This window comes from Bradyrhizobium genosp. P (assembly GCF_049949265.1).
Lineage (GTDB): Bacteria > Pseudomonadota > Alphaproteobacteria > Rhizobiales > Xanthobacteraceae > Bradyrhizobium.
The window spans coordinates 5,346,897-5,370,890 of the sequence record NZ_CP188195.1; the positions used below are offsets into that span (position 1 = coordinate 5,346,897).

Annotated in this window: 19 protein-coding genes; 9 read left to right on the forward strand and 10 right to left on the reverse strand. The window is 65.0% G+C overall.

What is annotated here, in order from left to right:
* Positions 1-3: 3 nt before the first annotated feature.
* From ACP2YO_RS25950 to ACP2YO_RS25980, 7 genes are all read right to left on the reverse strand, one after another.
* On the reverse strand, positions 4-330 hold the full coding sequence (locus ACP2YO_RS25950) for a BA14K family protein (protein ID WP_426434016.1): 327 nt from the start codon (positions 328-330) through the stop codon (positions 4-6).
* Between the two features lie 11 nt (positions 331-341).
* Positions 342-656 carry a hypothetical protein gene (locus ACP2YO_RS25955; RefSeq protein WP_426434017.1) on the reverse strand — a complete coding sequence of 105 codons (315 nt, stop codon included), beginning with the start codon at positions 654-656 and terminating at the stop codon, positions 342-344.
* A gap of 8 nt (positions 657-664) precedes the next feature.
* The gene (locus tag ACP2YO_RS25960) at positions 665-2,125 is read right to left on the reverse strand and encodes an efflux transporter outer membrane subunit (RefSeq protein ID WP_426434018.1); all 1,461 of its coding nucleotides are present in this window, start codon (positions 2,123-2,125) and stop codon (positions 665-667) included.
* A gap of 33 nt (positions 2,126-2,158) precedes the next feature.
* Entirely contained in the window at positions 2,159-5,443 is a 3,285-nt protein-coding gene (locus ACP2YO_RS25965; protein ID WP_426434019.1) for an efflux RND transporter permease subunit, read from the reverse strand.
* 3 nt (positions 5,444-5,446) lie between these two features.
* Complete coding sequence (locus ACP2YO_RS25970) at positions 5,447-8,554, reverse strand: MdtB/MuxB family multidrug efflux RND transporter permease subunit (protein ID WP_426434020.1); 3,108 nt, start codon at positions 8,552-8,554, stop codon at positions 5,447-5,449.
* The gene (locus tag ACP2YO_RS25975; RefSeq protein ID WP_426434021.1) at positions 8,551-9,864 is read right to left on the reverse strand and encodes an efflux RND transporter periplasmic adaptor subunit; all 1,314 of its coding nucleotides are present in this window, start codon (positions 9,862-9,864) and stop codon (positions 8,551-8,553) included. The genes ACP2YO_RS25970 and ACP2YO_RS25975 overlap by 4 nt, the downstream gene beginning before the upstream one ends.
* 181 nt (positions 9,865-10,045) lie before the next feature.
* Entirely contained in the window at positions 10,046-11,491 is a 1,446-nt protein-coding gene (locus ACP2YO_RS25980) for a DASS family sodium-coupled anion symporter (RefSeq protein ID WP_426434022.1), read from the reverse strand.
* A 217-nt stretch (positions 11,492-11,708) separates the two neighbouring features.
* Here ACP2YO_RS25980 and aat point away from each other — a divergent pair, with 217 nt between their 5' ends.
* Positions 11,709-12,389 carry a leucyl/phenylalanyl-tRNA--protein transferase gene (gene aat / locus ACP2YO_RS25985; RefSeq protein WP_426434023.1) on the forward strand — a complete coding sequence of 227 codons (681 nt, stop codon included), beginning with the start codon at positions 11,709-11,711 and terminating at the stop codon, positions 12,387-12,389.
* On the opposite strand, the gene ACP2YO_RS25990 is transcribed toward aat, so the two are convergent.
* A complete protein-coding gene (locus ACP2YO_RS25990; protein ID WP_426434024.1) occupies positions 12,386-13,390 on the reverse strand; it encodes a DUF2155 domain-containing protein in 1,005 nt (334 codons plus the stop codon). The genes aat and ACP2YO_RS25990 overlap by 4 nt on opposite strands.
* Before the next feature lie 233 nt (positions 13,391-13,623).
* Here ACP2YO_RS25990 and ACP2YO_RS25995 point away from each other — a divergent pair, with 233 nt between their 5' ends.
* The 4 genes from ACP2YO_RS25995 (at position 13,624) to ACP2YO_RS26010 (ending at position 17,295) form a co-directional block, all read left to right on the forward strand.
* Positions 13,624-14,403 carry an SDR family NAD(P)-dependent oxidoreductase gene (locus ACP2YO_RS25995; protein WP_426434025.1) on the forward strand — a complete coding sequence of 260 codons (780 nt, stop codon included), beginning with the start codon at positions 13,624-13,626 and terminating at the stop codon, positions 14,401-14,403.
* Between the two features lie 33 nt (positions 14,404-14,436).
* The gene (locus tag ACP2YO_RS26000) at positions 14,437-15,378 is read left to right on the forward strand and encodes an alpha/beta hydrolase (RefSeq protein ID WP_426434026.1); all 942 of its coding nucleotides are present in this window, start codon (positions 14,437-14,439) and stop codon (positions 15,376-15,378) included.
* 124 nt (positions 15,379-15,502) lie between these two features.
* A complete protein-coding gene (locus ACP2YO_RS26005; protein ID WP_426434027.1) occupies positions 15,503-16,726 on the forward strand; it encodes a citrate transporter in 1,224 nt (407 codons plus the stop codon).
* 110 nt (positions 16,727-16,836) lie between these two features.
* Positions 16,837-17,295: an AtzH-like domain-containing protein gene (locus tag ACP2YO_RS26010; RefSeq protein ID WP_426434028.1), complete on the forward strand. Its 459-nt coding sequence runs from the start codon at positions 16,837-16,839 to the stop codon at positions 17,293-17,295.
* Between the two features lie 94 nt (positions 17,296-17,389).
* Here the strand turns inward: ACP2YO_RS26010 and ACP2YO_RS26015 are convergent, their stop codons facing one another.
* Positions 17,390-18,328, reverse strand: a complete 939-nt coding sequence (locus tag ACP2YO_RS26015) for a GlxA family transcriptional regulator (protein WP_426434029.1) — start codon at positions 18,326-18,328, stop codon at positions 17,390-17,392.
* Positions 18,329-18,437: 109 nt separating this feature from the next.
* On the opposite strand from ACP2YO_RS26015, the gene ACP2YO_RS26020 reads away from it, so the two are divergent.
* Positions 18,438-19,127 carry a DJ-1/PfpI family protein gene (locus tag ACP2YO_RS26020; protein ID WP_426434030.1) on the forward strand — a complete coding sequence of 230 codons (690 nt, stop codon included), beginning with the start codon at positions 18,438-18,440 and terminating at the stop codon, positions 19,125-19,127.
* A gap of 425 nt (positions 19,128-19,552) precedes the next feature.
* Here ACP2YO_RS26020 and ACP2YO_RS26025 read toward each other — a convergent pair whose 3' ends face one another.
* On the reverse strand, positions 19,553-19,963 hold the full coding sequence (locus ACP2YO_RS26025; RefSeq protein WP_426434031.1) for an NADH:ubiquinone oxidoreductase subunit NDUFA12: 411 nt from the start codon (positions 19,961-19,963) through the stop codon (positions 19,553-19,555).
* A 279-nt stretch (positions 19,964-20,242) separates the two neighbouring features.
* On the opposite strand from ACP2YO_RS26025, the gene ACP2YO_RS26030 reads away from it, so the two are divergent.
* The 3 genes from ACP2YO_RS26030 to ACP2YO_RS26040 all read left to right on the forward strand — a co-directional run bounded on the left by ACP2YO_RS26030 (position 20,243) and on the right by ACP2YO_RS26040 (position 23,989).
* The gene (locus tag ACP2YO_RS26030) at positions 20,243-20,830 is read left to right on the forward strand and encodes a BA14K family protein (RefSeq protein WP_426434032.1); all 588 of its coding nucleotides are present in this window, start codon (positions 20,243-20,245) and stop codon (positions 20,828-20,830) included.
* Between the two features lie 498 nt (positions 20,831-21,328).
* The gene (locus ACP2YO_RS26035) at positions 21,329-21,733 is read left to right on the forward strand and encodes a response regulator (RefSeq protein WP_426434033.1); all 405 of its coding nucleotides are present in this window, start codon (positions 21,329-21,331) and stop codon (positions 21,731-21,733) included.
* An 18-nt stretch (positions 21,734-21,751) separates the two neighbouring features.
* Positions 21,752-23,989, forward strand: coding sequence for a CHASE3 domain-containing protein (locus ACP2YO_RS26040; protein ID WP_426434034.1), 2,238 nt, complete (start codon positions 21,752-21,754; stop codon positions 23,987-23,989).
* The last annotated feature ends 5 nt before the right edge of the window (positions 23,990-23,994 follow it).

The following is a 23,994-nucleotide window of genomic DNA, read 5'->3' on the forward strand; positions in this document are numbered from 1 at the left end:
TCCTCAGTCGTGATGAACCCGGTGCCGCCGTGTCCTGTGCGGGCCGCAATCCCGGCACGGCGCACCGAAGACCACCTGCGACGGATAAGGCCGCGCGGAGCGCCAGGGCGTCGCCCCGAACAAGCCCGCCGCGCCGAAGCCGGCGCTGAACGGGTCGGCGGCAAAATTGCCGGGAAAATAGCCGTTGGTTGGAAAATCGCGGTCGTCGTCCCTGCCGTCGAACGACCAGCCGCTGGTGTATCCGTAACGCAACGGACGCTCCTGCGCGGATGACGCGCTCACCGAGAGCGCGACGCCGATGCCGGCGAGCAGGATCTTCGCTGCGGTCATGGTTGCGATCCTCATGGCCGAATGGTCCCCCAGTCGCCCTTCCAGCCGATCAGATGCCCCTTGCCGAATTCCAGATAGAGCCCGTCGCTTCGGTTCGACAATATGCTTCCCCTGACATTGGGCAGCGCGAGAAACAGCTCGTCGCCGCGGCGGCCGCGGACGTACGTCAAGGGCACCCCGAGCACCTGGCTGGCCTGGTCGATCGTCATGCCGAAGGTCAGGGGAATGCTGTTGGGCGCACGCTGTTGCTGTGCCCGGGTCGGGCCTGACGAAACGCTCAGCGCAATGACAAGGCCGACGGCCACATCTGCCAAAAACCGTTGCATGACCGACCTCATTGCAGCGCCGCCAAGGTACCGGCCGGCGTCCAGCCGCCACCAAGCGCCTGGAACAGGCTGCTCGCGGCGAGCAATTTGTTGAGCCTGACCGTGACTAGGTTGTTTTCGGCCGTAAACAGGGTCTGCTGAGTTTGCAGCACCGTGATGAGATTGACCGTGCCGCCGCGCAGCTGGGTTTCCGCGACCTCGAAAGCTTTCCGCGAACTGGTCACCACGTCGACCTGAAGGCGCTCCTGCAGCGTGAACTTCTGCAGCGCAATCAGCGCCCTTTCGACGTCGGCGAACGCCGACAGCACAGCCTTGCGATAGGCCTGCAGGTTCTGAAGTTGCTGGCCCTTGGCGAGCTTGAGCTGGCTCTCGAGCAGGAAGCCGTCGAACACCGGCTGCGTCAGCCCGGCCGCGAGCGTATAGAACCAGGCCCCCGGCCCGAACAGCGTGGCGAGCGCCGCGCTCTGGAAGCCGGTCGTGCCGGTGAGCTGGATCTGCGGGAAGAACGCCGCGCGCGCCGCTTCGACGCTGAAATTGGAGGATGCAAGCTGCGCCTCGGCCTCGCGGATGTCGGGCCGCTGGTAGAGCAGTTCCGACGGCAGCCCCGGCGTCACGCGCGGGACCACAATCTGGGTGGTGCTGCCGCCCCGCACGGTGAAGTTGGCCGGCGCGCGCGCCACCAGCAGGGCCAGCGCGGCGATACTCTGTCCCACTGTCACCTCGAGCGGCGGGATCGCCGCGCGCTGGGTCGCAACCAGCGCCTCCTGTTGCGACAGGTCGAGCTGCGAGGCCGTGCCGCCGGCGAACTCCGATTTGATCAGCGTGAGGATGCGTTCGGCCGCGGCCAGGTCGCGGCGGGTGACCTTGATCTGGTCCTGCGCCGCGAGCACCTGGAAATAGGTGTTGGCGACGGTCGCCATCGTGGTCAACGCGACCACCTCGCGATTGTAACGGGAGCCGGTGGCGCTCTCCTCGGACGCTGCCAGTGTCGCACGGTTCTTGCCCCAGAAATCCACGATGTAGCTCGCGCTCAGCCCGAGACTGAACTGCGAAAACGCCCCGCTGCTGCCGCTCGATCCACCCGACAGATGCTCGCGTTGAGCATTTGCCGTGCCGCTGACCGACGGCAGCAGCGCAGCGCCGGATACGCCGACATTCGCGTCAGCCTGCGCGATCTGGGCGATCGCGACCGCGATGTCGAGATTATAGAGCTGCGCGGATTCCATCAGCCCGGTCAGTTCTGCGGAGCGAAAGCCGCGCCACCAGGCAAGCGCCGGAACCGCCGCATCGGCGTCGCCTTTCGCGGCGGTCCGATAACTGGCCGGTACTTCGAGATTGAGCTCAGGCCGCTCCGATCCGAGAATGCAGCCGGACAGGCCGAGCCCGACGCCGACGACCATCACGAGCGTGGGCCGCTTGCCGAGACGCAACGTCCGCAAACGCGAATACCAGGCGGATTTCCGCGCCATCTGAAAGCTTCGCAACGCAGTAACTCTCGGCATTTACTCGCCCGGTTGAAGTGAAGACCCCGGCACCCGCGGTGCGCCACCACGGCGCGCGCGCTGGGCCCACAAGCGGAACCGGTCGAGATAGAGGTAAATGACCGGCGTCGTATAGAGCGTCAGAACCTGACTGAGGATCAGGCCGCCGACAATGGCGATGCCGAGCGGCTGGCGCAGTTCGCCGCCGTCGCCCATGCCGACCGCCAGCGGCACGGCGCCGAGCAGTGCAGCCATCGTCGTCATCATGATCGGACGGAAGCGCAGCAGGCACGCCTCGCGAATGGCCTCGAGCGGCTCCAGCCCGCGCCCGCGTTCCGCCTCGAGGGCAAAGTCGATCATCATGATGGCGTTCTTCTTCACAATACCGATCAGCAGAATGACGCCGATCAGCGCCATGATACTGAAGTCGGTCTTGAATACCATCAGCGCCAGCAAGGCGCCCACGCCAGCGGAGGGCAATGTGGACAAAATCGTCAGCGGATGGATGTAGCTCTCATACAGCACGCCCAGCACGATATAGATGGTCACCAGCGCCGCCAGGATCAGGAACGGCTGGTTGCTGAGGGAATCCTGGAACGCCTTGGCGGTGCCCTGGAAAGTCCCACGGACTGTGGCCGGAACGCCGATCCGGTTCATGGCGGCGTCGATGCTGCGGACCGCGTCGCTCAGCGAGACGTTCGGCGGCAAATTGAACGAGATGGTGCTGGCGACCAGCAGACCCTGGTGATTGACTCCCAATGGGGTCGACCCCTGCTTGAAACCGGCCACGGCCGAGAGCGGAATCATCGTCTCACTGGTGGTGGCGACGGCCGACCCGGTCGAGGCCACGCCCTTCCCCGTCGAGCCGATCGAGTTGGTGGCGAGGTTGCGCGCGGCCTGGGCGTTGGCGGCGCTGGCCGCGCCCGAAGTTCCGGGCGCCACCACCGTACCTGCCACCGCGTTGGTCGCCTGCGACCCCCCGACCGATCCGCCCGATGTGCTGACATAGACGTCCTTCAGCGTCTCCGGGTTTTGCCAGTAGCGCGGCGCGACCTCCATGATGACGTGGTACTGGTTGCGCGCGACATAGATCGTCGAGACCTGGCGCTGGCCGAACGCGTCATAGAGCGTATTGTCGATCTGGCTGACGGTGACGCCGAGCCGGGCCGCCGCGTCCCGGTCGATCACGAGATCGGACTCCAGGCCCTTGTTCTGCTGGTCGCTGTTGACGTCGGCCAGGTTCCGATCCTGCTGGAGGGCCGCCGTGATCTTCGGCGCCCATTCATTGAGTTCCTCCAGCGACGATCCCTGCAGCGTATACTGATATTGCGCGTTGGAGGCCCTGCCCCCGATGCGGATGTCCTGTACCGCCTGCAGGAACAGGGTTGCGCCTGGAACAACCGCCATCGTACGCCGCAGCCGTGCGATGACCTGATCTATCGGTACGCGCTCGCCACGCGGCTTCAGAGACACGAACATGAAGCCGGAATTGGTCTGACCGCCACCGGTGAACCCGACCGCCGTTTCGACGGCCGGATCATTTTTGACGATGGTGACGAACTGGGTCAGCTTCTGCTGCATCAGCTGGAAGGAAATGCTTTGATCGGCCTGGATCGAGCCGACCAGCCGCCCCGTATCCTGTTGCGGGAAGAAGCCCTTCGGGATCACGCTATAGAGATAGAAATTCAGGCCCAGCACAGCGGCGAGGACCAGCATCACCGACGCAGGATGCTCCAACGCGGCGGTCAGCGTTCTGCGGTAGAAATCCAGCATCGCCTCGAAAAAGCGCTCGCTCGCCAAGTATAGCCGCCCATGCCCCTCCCCGGTCTCGGGCTTGAGCAGGACCGCGCACATCATCGGCGTCGTCGCAAGCGACACCGCGAGCGAAATCAGGATCGAGATCGAGATCGTCATCGCGAATTCGCGGAACAGCCGGCCGACAATGCCTCCCATCAACAGGATCGGGATGAACACCGCGATCAGCGAGATGCTCATCGACAGCACGGTAAAGCCGACCTCGTTGGCGCCCTTGAGCGCGGCCTGAAGCGGGCTCAACCCGTCCTCGATGTAGCGGGTGACGTTCTCCAGCACGACGATGGCGTCGTCGACCACGAAGCCGGTCGCCACCGTCAGCGCCATCAGCGACAGATTGTCGAGACTGTAGCCGATCAGATACATCGCCCCGAAAGTCGCGACCAGCGACACCGAGACCGCAACCACCGGAATGAACGTCGCGCGCACATTGCGCAGGAACGCGAACACCACGATGATGACCAGAATCACGGCGAGGATGAGGGTCCGCTCGACGTCCCGCAGCGAGGTGCGGATGGTCGTGGAACGGTCGACCGCCAGCCCGATGTCGATTGCCGGCGACACCGAGGCCTTGAGCTGCGGCATCAGCCCCTTCACCAAATCGACAGTGCTGATGATGTTTGCGTTCGGCTGCCGATAGAGGATGATCAGGACTGCAGGCTTTCCGTTGGCAAGGCCGGCATTGCGCAGGTTCTCGACGCCATCGGTCACCTCGCCGACGTCGGACAGGTGCACTGCCGCGCCGTTGCGGTAGGCCACGATCAGCGATTTGTAATCGTCCGCCTTGTTAGCCTGGTCGTTGGCGTAAACCTGGTAGCGTTGCTCGCCGACGTCGATCCCGCCCTTCGGGCTGTGCGCATTGGCGCTCGACAGCGCGGCGCGAACGTCCTCGAGCCCGATGGCATATTTGTAAAGCGCTTGCGGAATCAGATCGACCCGCACCGCCGGCAGCGAACTGCCGCCCACCACCACTTCGCCGATGCCTTCGACCTGCGACAGCTTCTGCGCCAGCACCGTGGAAGCCGCGTCATAGAGATCGCCGCGCGTCAGCGTATCCGACGTCAGGGTCAGGATCAGGATCGGCGCGTCGGCGGGGTTGACCTTCCGGTAGGTCGGATTGCTGCGCAGGCTGGTCGGAAGGTCGGCGCGCGCCGCATTGATCGCGGCCTGCACGTCGCGCGCGGCGCCGTTGATGTCGCGGTTGAGCCCGAACTGCAGCGTGATGCGGGTCGTGCCGACCGAGCTCGATGACGTCATCTCGGTGACGTCGGCAATCTGGCCGAGATGCCGCTCCAGCGGGCTAGCGACCGTCGTCGCGACGTCCTGCGGACTGGCGCCGGGCAACGTGGCCTGCACCGAGATGGTCGGAAAATCCACCTGCGGCAGCGGTGACACCGGCAGCTTGAAGAAGGCGATGGCGCCGGCCGCCGCGAGCCCGAAGGTCAGCAGCGTCGTTGCGACCGGCCGGCGGATGAAGGGGGTTGACGGGCCCATGGCTCAATGCGACCCGCTCGCCTCACCGACCTCGCCCGCGCGCCCGGCAAATCTGATCGCAAGGCGATCGAACCAGAGATAGATCACCGGCGTCGTGAACAGGGTCAGCAACTGGCTCACCAACAGGCCGCCGACGATGGAGATGCCGAGCGGATGCCGCAATTCGGAGCCCGCGCCGGTGCCGATCATCAGCGGCAGCGCGCCGAGCACCGCGGCCATCGTCGTCATGATGATCGGCCGGAAGCGCAGCAGGCAGGCCTGGTAGATCGCCTCGCGCGGCGGCTTGCCCTCGTTGCGCTCGGCATCGAGCGCGAAGTCGATCATCATGATCGCGTTCTTCTTCACGATGCCGATCAACAGGATGATGCCGATGATCGCGACGATGGTGAGGTCCTGCCCCGCCATGATCAGCGCCAGCAGCGCGCCGATGCCGGCCGAAGGCAGCGTCGACAGGATCGTGAGCGGATGGATGAAGCTCTCATAGAGCACGCCGAGCACGATATAGACCGTGATGATCGCCGCCAGGATCAGGAACAGCTGGTTGGAGAGCGACGACTGGAACGCCAGCGCGGCACCCTGGAAGCTCGTGATGACGCCGAGCGGCTGGTTGATGTCGATCTGAGCCTGCTTGATCGCGGTCACCGCGTCGCCCAGCGCGGCGCCCGGCGCGAGGTTGAACGACACCGTCGCCGACGGGAATTGCCCGAGATGCGAGACCTGCAACGGCGCGGTTTCCTCGCGCATTTTCGCCAGGACCGACAGCCGCACCGGAGTGGTGCCGACGGATGACGGCAGGTAGATCGAGTCCAGCGATTGCAGCGAGTTCTGCAGGGCCGGATCGGCCTCCAGGATCACGCGGTACTGGTTCGAATTAGTGAAGACGGTCGAGACGATGCGCTGGCCATAGGAGTTGTACAGCGCGTTGTCGATGGTCGCCGGCGTGATGCCGAACCGGGCCGCCTGGTCGCGATCGATCTGGACGAACACCGACAACCCCTGCGCGGAGATGTCGCTTGCGACATCGCTGAATTCGGGCAACTGGGACAGTTTGTCGACAAGCTTCGGCGTCCACGCCGCAAGCTCAACCGGATCGGCATCCTGCAGGATGAACTGGTACTGCGTCTTGCTCACCGTTCCTTCGATGGTGAGGTCCTGGACCGGCTGCATATAGAGCGTGATGCCGGTCAGCGACGCGGTGCTCGCCTTGATCCTGTTCATGACGGCCGTAATGCCGGCCTTCCGCTGCTCATGCGGCTTCAGGTTGATCAGGATCCGACCGCTGTTGAGCGTGGTGTTGGTGCCGTCGACGCCGATGAAGGACGACAGGCTCTCGACGTCGGGATCCTTCAGGATCACGCTTGCGAGCTGCTGCTGGCGCTCGGCCATCGCGGCATAGGACACCGATTGCGGCGCCTCCGAGATCGCCTGGATCACGCCGGTGTCCTGCAGCGGAAAGAAGCCCTTGGGGATGATGATGTAAAGCCACGCGGTCAGGCCGAAGGTGGCCAGCGCGATCAGCAGCACGAAGCTCTGGCGATCCAGCACCCAGTTCAGCATCCGGCCATAGATCGCGATGACGTGGTCGAATCCTTCGCGGCTGAGCCGCTGGAACGTGTTTTCGTGCGACGCGTCCTCCGGCTTCAGCATTTTGGCGCAGGCCATCGGCACCAGCGTCAGCGACACCACGGCGGAGATCAGGATCGTGACCGACAGCGTGATGGCGAATTCACGGAACAGTCGACCGACCACATCGCCCATGAACAACAGCGGAATCAGCACCGCAATCAGCGACACCGTCAGCGAGATGATGGTGAAGCCGATCTGCTCGGAACCGCGCAGCGCGGCCTGCAACGGCGACTCGCCCTCCTCGATGTAGCGGGAAATGTTCTCGATCACGACGATGGCGTCGTCGACCACGAAGCCGGTCGCCACCGTGAGCGCCATCAGCGACAAATTGTTCAGGCTGAAGCCGAACAAATACATCGCCCCCAACGTGCCGACCAGCGATAGCGGCACCGAGAGGCTCGGGATCAGGGTGGCGCGGGTCGAGCGCAGGAACACGAAGATCACCAACACCACCAGCACCACCGCTAGCGTCAGCTCGTATTCGACGTCCTGGACCGAGGCCCGGATCGTCACGGTGCGGTCGGTCAGGATGTCGAGATCGATCGCCGCCGGCAGCGTGGCCTGCAACTGCGGCAGCAGCGCCTTGATGCCCTCGACCACCGAAATGACGTTGGCACCGGGCTGACGCTGGATGTTGAGAATGATCGCCGGCGTCTCGTTCATCCAGGCGCCGAGCTTGTCGTTCTGCGCGCCGTCGATGACGTTGCCGACATCGCTGAGGCGGACCGGCGAACCGTTCTTGTAGGCGACGATCAGCGATTTGTAGTCGCTGGCGTTGCGGATCTGGTCGTTGGCGTTGATGGTGTAGGCGCGCATCGCGCCGTCGAAATTGCCCTTCGGCGTGTTGACATTGGCGTTGCCGAGGGTGGTGCGGAGATCGTCGATATTCAGGCCATAGGCGGCGAGCTTGCGGATGTCAGCCTGGATGCGCACCGCGGGGCGTTGGCCGCCGCTGATGCTGACGAGGCCGACGCCGGGAAGCTGCGAGATCTTCTGCGCCAGCCGCGTATCGACGAAATCCTCGACCTGCGTCAGCGGCATGGTCTTCGACGTCAGACCAAGCGTCAGGATCGGCGCATCGGCCGGATTGACCTTGGCATAGATCGGCGGCGCCGGCAGATCCGACGGCAGCAGGTTGCCGGCGGCGTTGATCGCGGCCTGCACCTCCTGCTCCGCGACATCGAGCGAGATCGACAAGCCGAACTGCAGCGTGATGACGGAGGAGCCGGCCGAGCTCACCGAACTCATCTGGTTCAGGTTCGGCATCTGGCCGAACTGCACCTCGAGCGGCGCCGTCACCGACGACGTCATCACGTCCGGGCTGGCGCCGGGATAGAAGGTCTGCACCTGAATGGTGGGATAATCGACCTCAGGAAGCGCAGCGACCGGGAGGAATCTGAACGCCAGCATGCCCGACAGCATGATGGCGATCATCAGCAGGGTCGTCGCCACCGGCCGCAGGATAAATGGCCGCGACGGGTTCATTGCTTCTGCCCGTCCTCGGAGCGATTGCGCTTGCCGCCTCCCGCCTTGTCGGGATCAGCCCCCTTCGCGGCTCCGTTCCCCGCTCCGTTCGCTGTTCCCTTGGCCGCAGCGGCCGGATTTGCCGCGTCCGCGGCGGAGCGAACGATCACCTTCGCCCCCTCGCGCAGCTTGTCGGCGCCGTCGATCACGATGCGATCGCCGGGTGCAATTCCCGAAACCACCTCGACCCGATCGCCGTCGGTGACGCCGAGCTTGACCGGCTTGACCGAGACGGTGCTGTCGGCGTTCACGAGATAGACGAAGGTGCCGGGAACGCCGCGCTGGATGCCGGCCGTCGACATCGTCGTGACATCCTTGTGCGTGTCGAGCAGTAGGCGAATGTTGACGAACTGGTTCGGATAGAGCGTGCGTTTGTCGTTCTCGAACTGGGCGCGCAGCTTGATCGTGCCGGTGGTCGGATCAATCTGGCTGTCGAAGGTCTGCAGCGATCCGTCGGCAAGCTTGTTTATGCCGGTGCGGTCATAGGCCGACGCCGGCAGCACCGCGCCCTCATGCAGCCGCTTGGCGACCGCCTGCAGATTGTCCTCCGGCAACGTGAACAGCACACTGATCGGCTCCAACTGCGTGATCACAACGAGGCCGTTGGTGTCGCCCGGCGTGACGTAATTGCCCAGATCCACCTGGCGCAACCCGACGCGGCCGTTGATTGGCGACACGATGTGGCAATACTGCAAATTCACTTGCGCCGACTGCACCGCGGCGCGGTCGGCTTCGACAGTGCCTTGATCCTGTGCCACCAGCGCGATCTGGGTATCGAGCGTCTGGTGCGGCACCGCGTTCTGCGCGGCGAGGCCCTGATAGCGCGTGAGATCGACCTGAGCACCCTTCAGGATCGCTTCGTCGCGGGCCAGGTTTCCCTTGGCCTGGGCCAGCGTCGCCTCATAGGGGCGTGAATCGATCTCGGCGATCAGGTCGCCTTTCTTGACCTCATCGCCCTCCTTGAAATCGATCTTCATCAGATAGCCGCTGATCTGGCTTCTGATCGTCACCGTCGCGAGCGACGCCACCGTGCCGAGCGCATTCAGATTAATGCCGATGTCGCCCTTGCCGACGGTCTCCGGCACGATCGACATCGGTCCACTGTTACGCCCGCCGTTGGCCGGCTGCGGCGCACCCTGTTGCCGCGTCCACCAAACGATGCCGGCGAGCAACAGCAACACGACAAGCGTGGTCAGGATGACCCGGCCGCGCGACGACCGCCTGGTCTGTTCGGGCTCGAGAATCGACGGGTGTTTTAGCTGCTGGTCCATAAGGTGCCCACAAAGAAGAGCGAATGAGCTCGCGCGGTTCTCTATGTCCCCTGAAACCGCGCGCGCCACACTCTAGGGAGCATTTTGAACGCTTCCGGTAGACAAAGCGCGTTAACAATCGGAAAGGATGATACCCGATCTGCGGCCGATCGCTGCTCTTCACGCCGGATTGTACTGGAGTTTACCCGATCGTCTGTAGCCAAGGCAACACTATCAGCAACAATCCGGCAAAGTAGATCACGCCAAAGATCAGCCCGAATCTCCAGAAGTCGCCCTTCCCGATATAGCCGCTGCCATAATACATCGGCGCCGGTCCGGTCGCGTAGGGCGAGATCACGCCCATCAGCCCGAGCGAATAAACGCACAGCAGCGTCAGCGTCGGCACCGACAGGCCGGGAATGCCGGAGCCGACGGCGAGTACCACCGGCAGCACCGCTGCCGCATGCGAGGTGATGCTCGAGAAGAAATAGTGCACCCAGAAGAAGAACGAGACCAGCAGGATCATGCCTGCGAGCGGCGACATTCCGGCGAGCGCCCTGGCGTAGCCCTCCGCCACCCATTTGATGAAGCCGATATCGTTCAAGCCCGACGACAGCGTGAGCAGCGAAGTGAAATAGAAGAACACTTCCCACGCGCTTTTCTCGGCGACGATGTCCTCGAACGCGATCACGCCGGTGACCAGCATCAGCGAGATCACCACGAACACTACTGTGGTCGCGTTGATGAAGTTGGATCCGAGCAGCGGCAGGCTGATATTGGGATTGGAGCCGCAGATCCAGAAGAACATCGCCAGCAGCACCAGCGCGGCCATGATCCATTCCTGGCGCGACGGCGGCCCCATCGCTGCAAGCTCGCCCCGGCTCCACGTCACGATCTCCGGGCTTTGCTTGATCTCCGGGCGGCAGATCACATAGCTCAACAGCGGCACCAGCAGCAGCAGAAGCAGGCCGAGCGGCACGAAGCCGATGAACCACTGCGACCAGCCGACATCGACATTGACGAGCTTCTTGGCGATCGAAAGCGCCGCCGCGTTCGGTGCCAGCGCGGTGAGGAACAGCGAACTCGTCACCGCCGTGGTCGCAAATGCCGTCCACATCACGAAGGTGCCGATCTTGCCCGCGGTCGGACCGGGTTCGGAGCCATAGATGCGCGGGATGTTGCTGACGATCGGATAGATCGTGCCGCCCGAGCGCGCGGTGTTGGACGGTGTCGCCGGCGCCAGCACCAGATCGGAGAGCGCGACCGCATAGCCAAGCCCGATGGTACTGCGGCCGAGCGTCCGCACCAGCAGCAGCGCGAGGCGGCGGCCGAGCCCGCTCTTGCGGTAGCCGATCGAGAACACGAACGCGCCGACGATCAGCCACACCGTGCTCTCCGAGAAGCCGCCGAGCATCCAGCGCAGCGACCTGTTCGGGTCGTGCTCGACATAGCCGCCGACGCCGGCGACCGTCAGCCCGATCAGGCCGACCGCGCCGACCGGCATCGATTCCAGGATCAAGCCGACGATGACGGCGGCGAACACTGCAAAATAGTGCCACTGATCCACGTTCAGCCCCGCCGGCACCGGGATCAGATAGATCGCCAGCCAGACCGCCAGCGGCGCAAGCGTCCTCCATGACATCTTCATGCAGCGTCGCCCTCACGTATTTTGGGTGTTAGGCTTGATTGTCGGGCGCGTGGCCGCCACGTTCTTCGTGGCAACGTAGCACAGCGTCGCAGCATGGCTCGATAGCCTGCAGCCTGGCGGCGTGGCTTTTGGAGGAACTTGTGCGTCCCGTCAACACCGCGCGACTGTCGGCCGCGGCCCATCGCAAGGCAGGGCGCGCTTTGCTATTCTCGGTCGTATGACGTCACGCGACTCCGTCTCTTCCGAGATCACGCCTGAGGTGCTGCTGCGCGCCTATGCCTGCGGCATCTTCCCGATGGCCGAGAGCTCCGACGATCCGACCTTGTTCTGGGTCGAGCCTGAGCTGCGCGGCGTGCTTCCGCTCGACGGCTTCCGCATCGCCTCGCGGCTGGCGCGCACCGTGCGCTCGGACGCATTCACCGTCACCGTCGACACCGCGTTCAAGGCCGTGATCGCCGGCTGCGCGGCGCCGCAGCCGGGCCGTGACGATACCTGGATCAACAAGCGCATCTACGACCTCTATGTCGGATTGAATAAGCTCGGCCATTGCCACAGCGTCGAGGTCTGGCAGGACGGCGACCTGGTCGGCGGGCTCTATGGCGTCAGCCTCGGCCGCGCTTTCTTCGGGGAAAGCATGTTTCATACCGCGCGCGACGCCTCGAAGGTCGCGCTGGTGCACCTCGTCGCGCGCCTGATCGCGGGCGGCTTCGAGCTGCTCGACACGCAATATGTGACCGAGCATCTGAAGACCTTCGGCGCGGTCGAAATCCCGCGCCGCCGCTATCGTGCGCTGCTCGACCGGGCGATATCTGGCACACCGGCAGAGTTCCGCACGCTCGACGCCACACAACCGATCAAGGGCGCCGACGCGCTGGCCATCATCGCCGCGCGCGGTTAGTTCCCGAACAGTCCACCGAACAAGCCACCCGGCCGCTGCTGCTGTGGCGGCGGAGCTGGCTGCTGCTGGAATTGTGGCTGCGGCGGCGGCCGCGGCGCCGCCTGCCTGGGCGCCGGCGGACGCTTCTGCGCCACCGGCGGTGGCGCCGTCGGCTGCTTCGGCGGATCGGGCGCTGCGGTTACGATGGTCTGGTCCGGACCTTTACAGTCGGTCAGCCAGATATCGTAGATCGGATGCTCGACGCCGTGCAGGCCCGGACTTGCCGCGAACATCCAGCCCGAGAATATCCGTTTCACCTCGCCCTGCAGCGTGATCTCGTCGACCTCGACGAAGGCATCGGTGTTGGTGGCTTCGGTCGAGGGCCGTGTGTAGCAGGCATCGGTCTTCACCCGCAGCGCGCCGAACTGCACGGTCTCGCCGATATCCTCGTCGAAATTGATGATGCGCCCGGTGATCTTGTCGAGGCCGGAGAAGCTCGCCTTCTTGTTGGTGATCTTGGTCGACGGCGGCTCGGTGACGACCTCATCGCCCGGCTGCAGCGTCGCGGCAGGCGGCGGTGTGCCCGGCGGCTGCGGCGCGCCCTTGGGCTGACGCTGCCCCGGCGGCAGGCCAGGCAACGGGTTCTGGCCGGGCGGCGCGTTGGCGACGGCCGGTCCGCCCGGCTGCGGCGGCTGGACCGCGATCCCGGGCTGGGTGTTCTGGGGAACGCCAGGCGGCGGCGCCAAGGGCTGCGATTGCACGCTGCCAAGCGGCGGCACGGTCTGGGCCGGCGGCAACGGCCGTGTCGGTGGGGGCAACAGCCGGCCGCGCGGCAGTTCCGGCACTTCCTCGTCGTCGTCGCTGGGTGGCTGGACCTGTCCGCCACGCGGAATCGAGCCCGGCGGGCGCGGCGCAGGATCGGAGAAAATCGTGCCGATCTGCGCGCGCGCGGGCGGCGCAAGCGCGACAGTTGAGGCGGCGACAATGGCCGCAAAGCCAGTCAGGGCAATGGTTCGGAACATCTCGCGCGGCTTAAACAGGCGAATCGGGCTCGTCACAAGTGTACCTTTATCGGCCGCTCGCAGGAGCACCGGTTAACACGCCGAATACGGCGGGGAAAGGGCGGTTTGCCGCCCTCCCCAGCCACTGGTCAGCCTCCGGGACACGTGGGATAGTTCGTGGGCTGAAGCGGCGCGGCCACGCGTGCAAACGAGGATAATCCGGACCAAACCGGACCAGCGAGAGGAAACCAACCATGCCCGATCGTATCCGTCTCGATGGCCGGGTCGCCGTCGTCACCGGGGCTGCCGGCGTCATCGGAACCGCCACGCTCCGTCTGCTTGCGGAGCGCGGTGCGCGAATTGTCGCAGTCGACCGCCGCGAGGCCGACCTCAAGGCCGCCATCAAGGATCTGCCGGCCTCGGCGGAGGCCCTCGCCGTGGCTGCCGACGTCACGAGTGAGGACGAGGTCAGGGATTATGTCCGGTCGGCCGTCGACAGGTTCGGCACCATCGACGCCTTCTATAACAACGCCGGCATCGAGGGCGATATCAAGCCGCTGCACGAATATTCGCTGGAGAGCTTTCGCCGCGTGCTCGACGTCAATGTGGTCGGCGTCTTCCTCGGCATGAAGCATGTGCTGCCTGTCATGCTGAAGCAGAACAAGGGCAGCATCATCAACACCGCTTCGATCGCGGGCCTGATGGGATCGCCGCTGATCGCGGTCTACAGCGCGAGCAAGCACGCGGTGATCGGACTGACCAAGAGCGCGGCCTGGGAATGCACCGGCACCGGCGTCCGCGTCAACTGCGTCTGCCCCGGCATGATCGACAGCCGGATGCTGAGCACGATCCTGCAGGGCCGCTCGGGCGGCAACGCGCCGCCGCCGACCGAGAAGATCGTCGACCGAATCCCGGCGCGCCGGCTCGGGCTGGCCAGCGAGGTCGCCTCGATCGTCGCCTTCCTCGCCTCCGACGAAGCCAGCTACGTCTCCGGCTCCGCCTACACGGTCGATGGCGGCCGCACGGCTGCCTGACGCTTCAATCCAACATCAAGCAAGGTCTTGCCAATGCCGGTCGTTCTCGATCCCGATGCCGCCGCCGTCTACAAGGCGTTCCAGGAAGCTGGCCGCCCCGCCTATGAAACGCTGACCGCACCGGAAGCGCGCGAATATTATCGGGCCGCCCGCATCGTCAGTAATCCTGAACCGCCGGTGCTTGAATCGAGCAAGCCGCTCGCGATCCCTGCCCCGCATGGCACGATCCCGGCGCGCATCTACACGCCGAAGACGTTGCGCAAGAGCAATGGACTTGCGCCGTGCCTGGTGTTCTTCCACGGCGGCGGCTGGGTGATCGGCGATCTCGATACCCATGAGGTGGTTTGCCAGAAGCTTGCGCATGAGGGCGAGTTGATCGTGATCTCCGTCGACTATCGGCTGGCGCCCGAGCACAGATTTCCCGCCGCGGTCGACGACGCCGTCACCGCGACGAGATGGGTCGCCGCCAATGCAACGGACCTCAGTATCGATGCGTCACGCCTGATCGTCGGCGGCGACAGCGCCGGCGGCAACCTTGCAGCCGTCGTCGCGCTCACCGCACGCGATGGCGGACCGAAACTGGCCGGACAGTTGCTGATCTATCCCGCGACAGACTTTGCGCGACAACATCCCTCGCACCGGGAGCCCGAGACCAGCGTCCTGCTGACCCATTCCGTGATCGGCTGGTTCGCCAACCACTATCTCGGCGACGCCGACGGCAGCGACTGGCGCGTCTCGCCGGCCCGCGCGAAAAGCTTCGCCGGACTGCCGGCGGCCTATGTGTTGACGGCTGGCGCCGACCCGTTGCGCGACGAAGGCGACGAATACGCGAAATTTCTCAAGGACGCCGGCGTCGGCGTGACCTACCGCCATTTCCCGGGCCAGTTCCATGGCTTCTTCACCATGGGCAAGCTGCTCAAGCAGGCCAATGTCGCGGTGTCAGAAATCAGCGCTTGGCTGAAGACCGTGACGTGAGACCGGCCCGGAGCGAAATGGAGGCGTGCTTGCGGCGTTAGCGCGCCTTGAACTTCCTGGCCGGCTCGGGATAGTGCACCAGCGCGTTGCGTGCGCCCTGCCGCCACCAGTCCCCGAGATCGCCTTGCTCACTCCTGTTGCCATCTACGGCATTTCGTTTGATTTCATCCTGTTCGGACTGACGCTGCTCGGCGTCGCACTGTTCCATCATCACACGCTCGCTGTGGCGTTGACGGGGCTTGCGGCGATCGTCGCGTACAAATTGCTGTTCACCGGTTTTGCGGCATTCGGTCCGGGCTTGCCCGGCCTCGTGCACCACATGCAGCACGAGTGGGTCACGCTCGCCAATCTGTTCCTGCTGTTGATGGGATTTGCGCTGTTATCGCGGCATTTCGAGGACAGCCGGATTCCCGACGAGATGCCGGCGTTGCTGCCCGACGACTGGAAGGGCGGCGTGCTGTTGCTAGCGCTGATCTTCGTGCTGTCGGCGTTCCTCGACAACATCGCGGCGGCGCTGATCGGCGGCACCGTCGCCCGCCATGTTTTCCAGGGCCGGGTTCACATCGGCTACCTCGCCGCGATCGTCGCCGCCGCCAATGCCGGCGGCGCGGGCAGCGTCGTCGGCGACACCACGACGACCATGATGTGGATCGCCGGGATCAGCCCGCTCACGGTGCTGGACGCCTATGTCGCGGCCGTGGTCGCGATGCTGGCGCTGGCGGTGCCGGCGTCGCTCCAACAGCAGCGCTATTCACCGATCCTCAGAAAAGCGCCGTCCGGCATCCGCATCGACTGGACGCGCGTGGCGATCGTGGCGGCCATCCTGCTGGCTGCGATGGCCGCCAATGTGACCGCCAATCTGAAATTTCCGACCCTCCTCGACGCGTTTCCGGTGCTCGGGGCAGCGGTCTGGCTGGCCCTCCTGCTCACCGCGTGGCTGCGGCGGCCAGACTGGTCGGTGATGCCTGAAACGTTCAAGGGCACTGTGTTCCTGCTTGCGCTGGTGACGGCGGCGTCGATGATGCCGGTGGAGACATTGCCCGCCGCGGCGTGGCAAACCGCACTCGGCCTCGGCTTCGTCTCCGCGGTGTTCGACAACATTCCCCTGACCGCGCTGGCGCTCAAGCAAGGCGGCTACGACTGGGGCTTCCTCGCCTACGCAGTCGGCTTTGGCGGATCGATGATCTGGTTCGGTTCATCCGCCGGCGTCGCGGTGTCGAACATGTATCCGGAAGCCAAGTCGGTGGTGAGGTGGATCACCCAGGGCTGGCCGATCATTATCGCCTATGTCGCCGGGTTCTTCGTGATGCTCGCCGTGCTCGGCTGGCATCCCGACGCACCGCACTGAAATCTCCGCGCCGCCGCCAATCTCACCCGCGCGTTGATGACGACCTGCGAGCGGGCTACATTCGCGCTGATACTTAAGCCGATTAAACCGATTACCGGGGGAATTCCACCATGACGAAGCGCAATTTCTGCATGTCCGTTGCCCTCGCTGCCTCTCTTGTCCTGCTGATCGCAAGTTTGCCATCCTCGGCTGCCCCTGCGGACGATGTCGTCTCCGCGGCGCTGCAGAAGTGGTCGGATGCGTTCGCAAAGAAGGATTGGAACGCAATGAGCAGCCTCTATTCGAAAGATACGCTGTTCTACGGCTCTACACCGCCCCTCTATAGGGGACTGGATGGCGTCAAAGCCTATTTTGCTGCGCTGCCGCCGATGGTTGGCGCCACGGTCGCATTCAAGGATCTGGTGGTCGTTCCGATCGGATCTGATCTCATCAATATCGCAGGCATCGTCACGTTCGCCGTTCCCGGAGCGCCGGCGGCCTTTGTCTTTCGGATCACCCAGAGCTACGTCAACGAGGACGGCGCCTGGAAGATCGTGAGCCACCATGTCTCGCACGTAGATCCGCATTAGGTCGCAGGATCCGATCGACAGCCTGGACATCCGCTTCTGAGCCGATTGCCGTCAGCGTCAAGCCCGTCGGCGTTTCCGGGTTTATGAGCCACGTCTACCCCGCCCTCGCCGCCCGCCTCAGCGATTGCGGCGGCTGGCCGAAGGCGCGGATGAAGGCGCGGCGCATCCGCTCGGGATCGCGGAAGCCGGTGATCTCGGCGACGCGCTCGATGGCTTCGCCCGACGACTGCACGCGCTGCCGCGCCACCTCGATCCGCAGCCGCTCCACCGCCTTCGACGGCGTGGTGCCGGTCTCGGCGATGAAGGCGCGGGTGAAATGCCGCGAGCTCATGCCGGCCTTGTCGGCGAGATCCTCGACTGTCAGCGGCGCATCGAGGTTTTCCCGTGCCCAGGCAAGCAGCGGCCCGAAGCGGCCGTTCGGCGCCTTCAATTCCAGCAGCAACGAGAATTGCGACTGCCCGCCGCTGCGGCGATGGTAGAGCACGAGCTGCCGCGCGGTGCTCTGCGCGATGTCCTCGCCGTAATCCTCCGCGATCATCGCGAGCGACAGGTCGATGCCGGCAGAGATGCCCGCCGAACTCCAGATGTTGCCGTCGCGGACGTAGATCTGATCGGGCTCGAGCTTGACGTTCGGATAGGCCTTCACGAAATGCGGCGTGCGCTGCCAGTGCGTGGTGGCGCGGCGGCCATCGAGCAGGCCTGCCTCGGCCAGCACATAGGCGCCCGAGCAGACGCTGGCGACCCGCACCCCGCGACCCGCCAGACGCCGCACGAACGCCAGCGTGGTCGGACAGGTCGCCGGCGTCCGCACGCCGTTGCCGCCGGCGATGATCAGGGTCGTGATCGCCGCTGACGGCCTCAGTCCGCGGGCGAGCATCTCGACGCCGGATGAACTGCGCACCGGCCCCGCCTTCAGCGCCAGCGTCCTGATCGCAGGCGCATTGTTGGCAAGGCGCGCGGCGATCTCGAACGCTGCGATGGGACCTGCCGCATCGAGCAACTGGAAGTCGGGAAAGATCAGGACACCGATCATGGTCAAATCCTTCAGGGGCGCCATGTCCCAAAACGAGGGAAATATGGCATTTTGGACGAAAGGCCATCATGCCATGGTGGTTCCGTCAAGCGCTATTTGGAGGCTATCGATGTCGACGTCCCTGCAGATCGGACTGCTCGTATTCCCGAAGGTGACGCAGCTCGACCTCACCGGTCCGCTGCAAGTGTTCTCCTCGGTCCCCGGCGCCACGGTGCATCTGATCTGGAAGCGCATCGAGCCGGTCGCAACCGATTCCGTGATGGTACTGACGCCGACCACGACCTTTACCGACTGCCCGCAACTCGACGTGATCTGCGTGCCCGGCGGCATGGGCACCGACGACATGGTCGGCGACGAGGACATGCTCGCCTTCCTGCGCGAGCAGGCGGCGGGCGCCAAATATGTCACCTCGGTCTGCACGGGATCGCTGGTGCTCGGCGCCGCGGGCCTCCTGAAAGGCTACCGCGCCACCACCCATTGGAGCGCGATCGATTTCCTCGCAGGCTTCGGCGCGATCCCGACCAAGACCCGCGTCTGCGTCGACCGCAACCGCTTCACCGGCGGCGGCGTCACCGCCGGAATCGATTTCGCGCTGACGCTGGTGTCGGAGCTGGTCGACCGCAAGACCGCGGAAGCGATCCAACTGCGGCTCGAATATAATCCGGCGCCGCCGTTCAACGCCGGCTCACCCGACACCGCCCCGGCGGAAGTACTGGCGTTCATGAAGGAGCGCGGCGCCCCAGCGCAGGCGCGCCGCAGCGAACTGATGGGCCGCGCCGCCGCACGGCTCACGCCGTAGCGCGCAATCCGCGCAAATAGAAAAAGGCCGCCTGGTTTCCCAGGCGGCCTTTCCTGTCTCACGGTGGCTTCACATTAGCGGGCGATTTCAAGACGTCTGCACCAGGGGCCTATCTCCCGGCCGCGTCCTACTCGGAAGCCGCTGCTCATCGGGACAGTCGCGAACTGGAGCCCGATCCGACGCGATGGTCTCCCATCTCCGTAAGATGTATCATTGAGCCGCGAAGGCGCTGACAGCGCAAGCGGACAGGCGTGCGCACGCCTCTGCTATCCCCGCTGTTACCGTTGTTCACAGGCGCGTGTGCACTGCCACAGGCGCGTGTACGCTGCCACAGGCGCGTGTGCGCTGCCACAGACGCGTGTACGCTGCCACAGGCATATGTGCGCTGCACGCGGACGCGCGCGCCAATCCTCAACGGCGGATGATCAGTTTCCGGGCGTCCAGGCGTGATAGTCGCCGGTTGCCTTGGGGCGGCGGCCGCTTGCCAATGTCGAGCCGGACGGACGGTAAGCGTTCGGCGTGCCGGTCATGTTCGGCACATGCGGCTTTTCCCATTCCCGCACGATGTGGTTCTGCTCGGTCGGCGGCACGTCGGTCGTGTGGTGAATCCAGCCGTGCCAGCCCGGCGGGATCCGCGTGGCCTCGGCATAGCCATTGTAGACCACCCAGCGCCGCTCGAAATGCAGCGTCGGGTCGATCTTGCCGCCCTTCGTGCGATAGTAGCGATTGCCCTGCTCGTCGGTGCCGACCAGCTCGCCGTAGCGCGAGGTCCACAATTGCGTGCCAAAGGTCTGGCCGTTCCACCAAGTGAAGACTTTGAGCAGGAACTGTTTCATGGGCGGCCGGTCGTTGGTTCGAGGCAGGTTCGAGGCAGTCTCGCTCTGATGCCACCTGAATCCCCAAATGTCCAGTTGCCGGCCGAACGGCGCCGCCGCCCGGTGACGCCGGGCCAGGATACCGCCTTTAGGCGACCAAACGACGCGGCCGGCGGCTCTCGCGTTCACCGGCCATACATACGCCGCCTGCCACGCAAAGTTGACGCACAATCAATGTGCGGTACGGGAACGTCTGACCTCAGCAAAGGTTAGACATCATCCGTTTTCATGGAGTCCAAAATGATCAATCTGAAGGTTTTGAGCACCGCTGCGGCATTGGCGCTTGCGCTGCCGCTGGTGCTGCCGAGTGCAAGCTTCGCCCAAAGCCCGCTGCACAGAGGCCCCGGCGGCGGCCCCGGTGCGGTCGCTAGGCCGGGCGGTGGCGGTGGCGGTGGTGGCGGCTTCCGCGGCACCGCGGGACCGGGCGGTATTCATGTCGGAGGCGTCCCAGGCGGTGGCGGGGCTGTGGCTGGCGGCGGCTTCCGCGGTGGCGGTGGCGGCGGTGGCCGGGTCGGCTGGAACGGCGGCGGCGGTGACCATTGGCACGGCGGCGGCTATCGTCACGGCGGCGGCTTCTGGCCCGGTGCGGTTGCCGGCGCAGTGGTTGGCGGCGCGATCGCGGCCAACGGCTATTACGGCCCCGGCTATGGCTACGGCTCGGGTTATTATGACGACAGCTACGGCTACTACGATGACGACAGCGCTCCTGTCGCGGTCGAAGCAGTTCCGGACGGCGACCAAAGTTACTGCATCCAGCGCTTCAGGTCGTACGATCCGGCTTCAGGCACCTATCTCGGCAATGACGGCCTGCGGCACCCCTGCCCGTAAAGAACGGGTCGGAATTCCCGATTCTCAAAGGGCGGCGCTTGCGCCGCCTTTTTTCATGCGCGCAGGTGTCATCGCCAATGCGGCAATGGCTGCCAAGCCAAGAGGCGCGATGAGAGTGTTGAGACCAGCGCGGCGCAACGCTCATCGCGGCGCGAGCGCGACGAGCCCGAGTCCAATCGCGCGGCCACTCCGTCAGCAGCAATTCCATGATCAGAAAATTGAGGTCTCCGTCGATCGAGGCCACAACAGCGAATGCGAGGCCGATCGACAACATCGGGGCACGGCCGACAACGGGAACTGTGGTCATGCAATTGTAACCAGGACCTGCAATGAGCGGGTGGACAAATGCCGGTGATGTGGCACGACTAGCTGGGATTATGCTTGTCATGAAACAACATATGCACTCTATCATACAGACTATCAGTCCCCGTTCCGCCTTAATCACCCAACGGGCCAAGCGCGTCGCCGGCACGCGAAGCCCACTGAAGAGGAAGCACCGTGCCGCGCGTTCTCGTGGTCGATGACGACCCGATGGTTTGTGTTGCCATCGAGGTCTGTCTGCAGCGTCAGGGCTTCGAAGTCACCGTCGCCGACGGCGGTGAAGCCGGCATGCGTGCGCTCGAAAACGCGAACTTCGACGTGATGCTGGTCGACGTCTTCATGCCGCATATGCGCGGCTTCGAGGCGATCCGCGTGTTCCACGAGCGCGCTCCCGATATTCCCGTCATCGCGATGTCCGGCTATGCTTTTGCCAATGCCGACCGTGCGCCGGATTTCCTGCGGATGACGATCGAGCTCGGCGCGTCGGCCTGCCTGCGCAAGCCGTTCACGCCGCAGGCGCTGATTGCCGCGATCAACGATTGCCTCGCCAAGTCCCCTTCGTCCGCTCGCCTCTCGAAATAATCGCTCAGACCGGCGTCAATGGCTTCCCAACGTCTCATCCTCGGCAGCGGCCTCGCGATCCTGCTCATCATCAGTGCGGCGTCGATCGGGCTCGACGTCAAGTCGCGCGATGAGATTGAAGCGCTCGATCGCTCGCTCCTCGTCCTCAAGAAGATCAACGACATGCGGCCGTTGCTGCACGTCACCGAGAGCGCGGCGCGCGGCTTCGCGCTGACGGGAGAAGCCTCCTTCACCGATCAATATCGCGAGGCGAGCACGGCCCTCACCTCCGCATTCGACGGCCTGCTCGTGGCGGTGAAGGACGATCCGGCCGAGGCGCATTTGCTCGGGGACGCGAAGGCACAGGTCGATCGCGGCATCGCGCTCGGCGCCGAGCTGATCAGGTTGCGCAGTAGCGGCGACGCAGCCGGCGCCGCGGCGCTGATCTCCGGAGGTGAAAGCCGCGCGCTGATGGACAGCATCGGTGCCGCGCTCGAGCGGATCGTCGCCGAAGAGCGCCGGCTGCTCGCGGTCCGCAGCGAGCAGTCGAAAGCCAACGGCCGCCTGCTGCTGGCCATTGACCTCGCCGGCGTCGTGCTGATCCTGGTGCTGGCGACCGTGCTGACGCTGACGACCCGGCGATCCCGCCGCGAACTCCAGCAATCGCTGAGCGCGACGCAGGCGACGAACCTGTCGCTCGAGGCCAAGGTAGCCGAACGCACCAAGGATCTCGGCACCGCCCTCGAAGAGCTTCGCCACTCCACCGCCGTGATGGAGACCACCTTCCGCAGCATGGCCGAGGCGGTGCTGGTGATCGACACCGCCGGTACCGTGCTGCTCGCCAACCCGGCCGCCGGGAAGATGCTGCGATACAAGCCCGGCATGTCGGTCCAGATACTGCGCGCGCTCAGCAATGTGTTTCAGGCCGACGGCATCGCGCCGATGGCGGTCGACGACATGCCGTCAAACAGGGCGCTGCGCGGCGAGGAATTCGACGGATTGGAGTTCATCGCCCGTCCCGTCCGCGGCGCCCCTCAAATCCACCTCGTGGTCTCCGGCCGCCCGCTGCGCGACGGCGAAGGTCACATCACGGGGGCGGCGCTGGTCTATCATGACATCACCGCCTCGCGCGAAACCGAGCACAAGCTGCAGCAGTCGCAGAAGCTCGACGCGATCGGCAAGCTGACCGGCGGCGTCGCGCACGACTTCAACAACATGCTCACGATCATCACCGGCACCACGGAGACGCTGGTCGAGAGCCTGCACGGCCAGCCGCAGCTCGCAAGGACCGCCGAGCTGATCGACCGCGCCGCCGAGCGCTGCCGCGAACTGATCCAGCATCTGCTTGCTTTCGCCCGCCGCCAGCCGCTGGAGCCGCGCACCGTCGACGTCAACGGCACCGTGCAGGACATCGCCAAGCTGCTGCGTCCGACGCTTGGCGAGCAGATCGAGATCAATTCGGTGCTCGCGCCCGACGTCCCCAACGCCCATATCGACCCGTCGCAGCTCGCCAACTCGCTGCTCAACATGGCGATCAACGCGCGCGACGCGATGCCCGACGGCGGCAAGCTGCTGTTCGAGACCAGCAACATCGTGCTGGACGACGCCTATGCGACGGCCAATCCCGACGTCGCTCCCGGCCGCTATATTCTGCTTGCGGTCAGCGACACCGGCACCGGCATGTCGCAGGCGGTGCAGGACAAGGTGTTCGATCCGTTCTTCACCACCAAGGAGGTCGGCAAGGGCACAGGCCTCGGCATGAGCATGGTCTACGGCTTCGTCAAGCAATCCGGCGGCCACATCAAGATCTATAGCGAGCAAGGCCACGGCACCACGATCAAGCTCTATCTGCCGCTCGCCCGCGGCCAGGTTGCGGCGGAGCCGTCCGCGCCGGCGCCGGTGCCGCGCGGCAGCGAGATCATCCTGATCGTGGAGGACGACGCGCTGGTGCGCAATTACGTCACCGCGCAACTCGGAAGCCTCGGCTACAAGACGATCGCCGTCCCCGACAGCCGCGCCGCGCTGGCGGTGGTGGACAAGGGAGAGAAATTCGACCTGCTGTTCACCGACGTCATCATGCCCGGCGGCATGAATGGCCGGCAGCTCGCTGACGAGGTCGCGAAGCGGCGGCCGGGCATCAAGGTGCTCTACACCTCAGGCTATACCGAGAACGCCATCGTGCATCACGGCAGGCTCGATCCCGACGTGCTGCTGCTGGCCAAACCGTACCGCAAGTCGCAACTCGCGCGGATGATCCAGCAGGCGCTGACGGATTGATCGGG